Genomic DNA, 5,705 nt, shown 5'->3' with positions numbered 1-5,705 from the left:
CGCAGCACTTTGAGGATGCGCTCGTTCAACGCGTGGGCCGAGGCAAGGTCGTGGCCGAACGGCTTCTCGATGATCACGCGCCGCCAGAACTGACCCTCGGCGCCACCGTCGTCGACGAGGCCGGCGTTCTTCAGTTGCTCGATCACGTCGCCGAAGAAACGCTCCGGGGTCGCCAGGTAAAAGAGCACGTTGCCCTTGGTGCCGCGGCGGCGCTCGGCATCCTTGAGCTTGGTGGCCAGGCTCTGGAATGCGCTGAGATCGTCGAAGTCGCCGGCGTGATAGCTCATCTGGCTGCTCAGCCAGCCCCATGCGTCCTCGTCGAGCTTGGCGCCGGCGTTGCTGACGTAACGCTCGAGCGCGGTATGCAGGCTCTTCTTCCAGGCGTTGTCGGCCATCTTGCCGTGATTGAAACCAATCACGGAGAAGTTGTCGGACAACAGGCCGGTACGACGCATGTTGTACAGGGCGGGGACCACGAGGCGGCTGGTGAGGTCACCGGCAGCGCCGAAAATCACGACGGTACACGGGTCGGCCGGGTGAGCGCGCGCGGTAACGCGCTTCGATTGGGCTTGGCTCATGCACGGACTCCTTGGGGATCGGTGGTATTGGGGGAAGCGTGGCTGTCGGCAGTCGCGCTGAAACCGTGCGCGAGACTGAAAGCGGCATTAACCAACGCTACGTGGGAAAAGGCTTGTGGGAAATTGCCCAGTAGTCGTTTCGACCGTGGATCGTACTCCTCTGCGAGCAATCCGAGGTCGTTCGCGAGTCCCACGAGACGGGTGAAAAGCGTCCTCGCCTCATCCATCCGACCGAGCAGGACATAGTTTTCCACCAGCCAGAAGCTGCACGGCAGGAACTCGCCTTCGCCCGGCGGCAAGCCGTCCACGCCACTGCGCGTGTCGTATCGGCGGACAAAGCCTTCGACAAGCAGATCTTCTTCGATAGCCCGCACGGTGGCCACGATGCGCGGATCGTCCGGCGGCAGGAAGTCGGTGAGGGTCACCAGGAGCAGGCTGGCGTCGAGTTCGGTCGAGCCGTAGGACTGAGTGAAGCAGCCGCGCACGGGATCCACGCCCTTGGCGAGAATGTCGGCCTTGATCTCCTCGGCCACCCCACGCCAGCGACGAACGAAACCCGGATCACGACCGTCGCGGTTCTGTTCCGCCGCGCGCTGGAAGGCCAACCAGGCCATCACCTTGGAATGGACGAAGTGGCGGGGCTCACCGCGGATCTCCCAGATGCCCTCGTCAGGATGTCGCCAGATGCTCTCCAGGTGTTCGAGGAAGACCGACTGCACGTCGTCCGCATCGGGCTGCAAGGCCACGCCATGGCGCACCGCGTGGGCGAAGGCGCCGACGAGTTCACCAAAAATGTCGAGCTGGAACTGGGCCGAGGCCGCATTGCCGACACGAACGGGCTTGGCGCCTTCGTAACCGGAGAGCCACGGCAGTTCGTATTCCTCGAGACGACGCTCCCCTGCCAGGCCGTAAAGAACCTGCAACTGGCCAGGCGATCCGGCGACGGCACGACGCACCCATTCGCGCCAGGCGCTGGCTTCGTCGTGATAGCCCGCGTTGACCAGGGCCGACAGCACGAACGTGGCATCGCGGGCCCAGCAGAAGCGGTAATCCCAATTCCTCTCGCCGCCGAGCTGTTCGGGCAATGAGGTGGTGGGAGCAGCCACGATGCCGCCGGTGGGCAGGTAGCTGAGACCCTTGAGGACAATGAGCGAGCGACGCACGATATCGCTCCACTCGCCGGAATCGTTGCAGCGGCCGGACCAGTCTTCCCAGAAGGCGAGCGAGTCCTTCAACTCGTTGTGCGCGTCGAGTGCCACCGGCGGCGGCAAGTGCGACGGTCCCCAGGCCATGACGAACGGTATCGAATCGCCTGCGCTTACGGCGAAGCGCGCCACGCTGTTCATCCCCTCGCCCTCCACGGCGATCGGGCTGCGAACCACCAGCAGATCAGGCCCTGCGACCGCCGTGATCGTCTGCTCGTCGATCCGGGTCACCCATGGCATGGCGCTGCCGTAATCGAAGCGGATGGTGAGGACGCTTTCGAAGTCCACGCGTCCTTCGATCCCCTCCACGATCCGGGTGACGCCCACCTGTTCTCCGGCAAAGGGCATGAACTCGATCACGCGGGCGCGGCCGGTGGCGCATCGCCATTCCGTTTCAAGCACGAGGCTGCCGTCGATGTATTGCCGCTGGCACGTCGCGTCCGGATCGGCGGGCGCAAGGCGCCACCGCCCGTTGCTTTCATCGCCCACGAGCGCGGCGAAACAGGCGGCCGAATCAAAGCGCGGTACACACAGCCAATCAATGGAACCGTTACGTGCTACAAGGGCGGCGCTGCGGCAATTGCCGAGCATCGCGTAGTCTTCGATCAGGGATGCCATGGAGTCCTCGTCGCGGGGGCGCAATTCCGTTTACGGTAGCCGCCGGGACGTTAGAACCGCGTAGCGATCAATGACCCGATGAGGCGACCGGCGCACGATCGCCTCGCGCTGCCTCGAACAGGCTATGCGCAAGTTCCTGCTCACCGTAGATGACCTTGCTCGCACCGAGCCCGGCCAGATGATCCATGCACTCCTGTGAGTGCGCGCGAGCCACGATGGGCAAATCGGCGCGGAGCTGTCGGGCCGCACGCACCACCTGCCCGGCTTCGAACGGATCCGGCACAGCGACAATCAGGGACCRCGCGCCGGTGAGGTTGGCTTCGGCAAGCACCAGGGCCGCGGCGGCATTGCCGATGACCACGTCCGCGTCGCCCGATTCACGCAGGGAACGCACGGCATCCTCATCGGTCTCGATTACCAGCACGCGTGCGCCGGCCGCACGCAGTTCGGCAAACACGCGCCGCCCGACACGACCGAAACCGACCAGCACCGTATGCCCGCCCTTCGCCGCCGGATGCTGCTCGGGTGCATCGGCATCGTGCTTCGCAATCCAGCGATCCAGTGCCACGAAGAGCAGCGGATTGACCAGGATGGAGACGATGGCCGCGGCGAGGATCACGTCGCGCGCCTGAGCACTGATCAGGCCCACCGACACACCGAGCGCAGCGAGGATGAAGGAGAACTCGCCGATCTGCGCGAGGCTGGTGGCGATCGTCAGCGCCGTCTTCACCGGCCGCCCGAAGGCCCGCACGATGACGAACGCGGCGGCCGACTTGCCGATGATGATGATCAGGCAGGCGGCCAGCACGACCCACGGATGCTCGACGAGGATATGCGGGTTGAACAGCATGCCGATGGAGACGAAGAACAACACGGCAAACGCGTCACGCAGCGGAAGGGTCTCCTCGGCTGCCTGCTGCGACAACTTCGACTCGCCCATCATCATGCCGGCGAAGAAGGCGCCCAGTTCGAACGAGACGTCGAACAGGTGTGCGGCGCCGAAAGCGACACCGAGGGCCATGGCCAGCACGGCGAGACGGAACAACTCGCGCGACCCCGTGGCCGACACCGCCTGCAGCGTCCAGGGAATGACACGCTTGCCGACAATGAGCATGAGGGCGACGAACACCACCACCTTGCCAACGGTCCACGCGACGGTCTCGAACAGCTCGCCCATCGACGGCGTCGCGCCACCCTTGTCCGAGCCGAGGAAGCCACCGATCGCTGGCAGCAACACCAGCGCCAGCACCATCGCGAGATCTTCGACGATCAGCCAGCCGACGGCGATGCGGCCGCGATCGCTGTCGAGCAGCCGGCGTTCTTCCATCGCCCGCAGCAGAACCACCGTGCTCGCCACCGACAGGGCCAGGCCGAAGACGAAGCCCTGCGCAAGCGGCCAGCCCAGGGCCCAGCCGAGCAGCATGCCCAGGCCGGTAGCGACACCCATCTGCACGGCGGCGCCGGGGATGGATATTGCCTTGACCGAGAGCAGGTCCTTCAGGGAGAAGTGCAGCCCCACACCGAACATCAGCAGGATCACGCCCAGATCGGCCAGTTCCTGGGCGATCCCTGCGTCAGCCACGTAGCCGGGAGTGAACGGCCCGGCCACGACGCCGGCAACGAGATAGCCGGCGAGGACAGGGAGTCGAAGGCGGTTGGCGATGGCGCCGAAGATGAAAGCGAGGACAAGTCCGCCAACGATGGTGGCGATGAGTGGCGTGGCGTCGTGCATGGGCGGCTCCCTGAGTCGTCGTTGGCCGTGCCCCGAAGACACGGCATGCACCCTCGTCGCTTTGATGTCGGGTCAGCCCCTCAAGATTGGGGACGACAGCCGGGGCATGCAAGCGAATCCGGACATTTTTTGCATATATGACGCGGGGTTGAGAATTACCTCAGGCGCCACTTGCCGTCAGCACCGCGAGGAAATCCTTCCCGTAACGCTTGAGCTTGTTCTCGCCCACACCGCTGATCGAACCCAGTTCGTCTTCGTTTGCCGGCAGCGCGCGTAGCATCGCCAGCAGGGTCGCGTCGTGGAAGATGACGTACGCGGGCACGCCATGTTGCTTGGCAAGTTCCGAGCGCACCCTGCGCAATTCGCTCCACAGCGGTTGCTCGATTTCCTCGATGCCAAGCGACCCACCCGTGGTGGCCGGCGAGGGTCGTGAACTGCGACGCCCCTTGGCCGGCCGCGCATCCTCTCGCAGCCACACCTTGCGCTCGCCCTTCAGCACCGGGCCACTGGTCGGTGACAGGCGCAGCGTTCCATACCCTTCGGGATCGGCTTCGATAAGACCGGCTGCCAGCAGCTGGCGGAACACCGACCGCCACTGCGTGGCATCCATGTCCGCGCCGACGCCGAATACGGTGAGCTGGTCGTGGCGCAGGTCGCGCACGCGCTCGCCGGCTTCGCCACGAAGAATTTCGATGAGATGCCCTGCGCCGTAGCGTTGGCCACTGCGATAGATGCAGGACATCGCTTTCTGCGCAGCGAGCGTGGCGTCCCACGTGGTGGGCGGCACCAGGCAGTTGTCGCAATTGCCGCAGGGCTGGGGGTAGACCTCGGCAAAGGCCTCGAGCAGCAGTTGCCGGCGGCAACGCGTGGCCTCGGCAAAACCGAGCAGGGAGTCGAGCTTGAGGCGTTCGATGCGTTTGCGATCGTCGCCTGCTTCGGACTSCGAAATCATCTGGCTCATGGTGACGACGTCACCGAGGCCGTAGACCATCCATGCCTCGGCCGGCAGTCCATCGCGACCGGCACGACCGGTCTCCTGGTAGTAACCCTCCATGCTGCGTGGAAGGTCCAGGTGAGCGACGAAGCGCACGTCGGGCTTGTCGATACCCATGCCGAAGGCCACGGTCGCTACCATGACCACGGCGTCCTCGCGAAGAAAACGCTGCTGGTGACGCGTACGCATGTCGCCATCGAGACCGGCGTGGTACGGCAGGGCTTCGACGCCCGCCTCCACCAGCCATGCGGCCGTTTCGTCCACCTTGCGGCGGCTCAGGCAATACACGATGCCGGCTTCGCCCCGATGTGCATCGAGGAAATCCAGCAGCTGCCGCCGCGCGTTCTGCCGGGGTGCGACGCGATAGCGAATGTTGGGACGATCGAAGCTCGAGACGAAGCGACGCGCTGCGTGTAGTCCAAGCCTTTCAACGATCTCTTCGCGCGTGCGGTCGTCCGCCGTCGCCGTGAGCGCGATGCGCGGCACTTCCGGGAAGCGCTCATGGAGTATCGCCAGTTCACGATATTCGGGGCGGAAGTCGTGACCCCACTGGGATACGCAATGCGCCTCGTCGATAG

The 5,705-nt window shown here is 65.0% G+C and carries 4 protein-coding genes; all 4 read right to left on the bottom strand.

Going from position 1 to position 5,705, the window contains the following annotated elements:
* On the bottom strand, nt 1-578 hold a 578-nt coding region (locus tag AC1DSN_RS17450), incomplete at its 3' end, for a glucose-6-phosphate dehydrogenase (NADP(+)) (protein ID WP_477331909.1).
* Complete coding sequence (locus tag AC1DSN_RS17445) at nt 575-2,401, bottom strand: glycoside hydrolase family 15 protein (RefSeq protein ID WP_063571676.1); 1,827 nt, start codon at nt 2,399-2,401, stop codon at nt 575-577. The genes AC1DSN_RS17450 and AC1DSN_RS17445, both read right to left, overlap by 4 nt.
* A 67-nt stretch (nt 2,402-2,468) precedes the next feature.
* The gene (locus tag AC1DSN_RS17440) at nt 2,469-4,133 is read right to left on the bottom strand and encodes a cation:proton antiporter domain-containing protein (RefSeq protein WP_477331907.1); all 1,665 of its coding nucleotides are present in this window, start codon (nt 4,131-4,133) and stop codon (nt 2,469-2,471) included.
* A 160-nt stretch (nt 4,134-4,293) separates the two neighbouring features.
* Nucleotides 4,294-5,705 (bottom strand): RecQ family ATP-dependent DNA helicase (locus AC1DSN_RS17435; RefSeq protein WP_477331905.1); only part of this gene is annotated, 1,412 nt, incomplete at its 5' end.

The organism is Luteibacter sp. P4_D7_3 (assembly GCF_056401735.1).
The sequence above is the reverse complement of the archived record's forward strand: the minus strand, read 5'-3'. Positions and strand labels throughout refer to the sequence as shown.

Excerpts from the sequence above, each read along its gene's own strand:
- AC1DSN_RS17445 (WP_063571676.1), bottom strand. The coding sequence starts at position 2,401 with ATGGCATCCCTGATCGAAGACTACGCGATGCTCGGCAATTGCCGCAGC.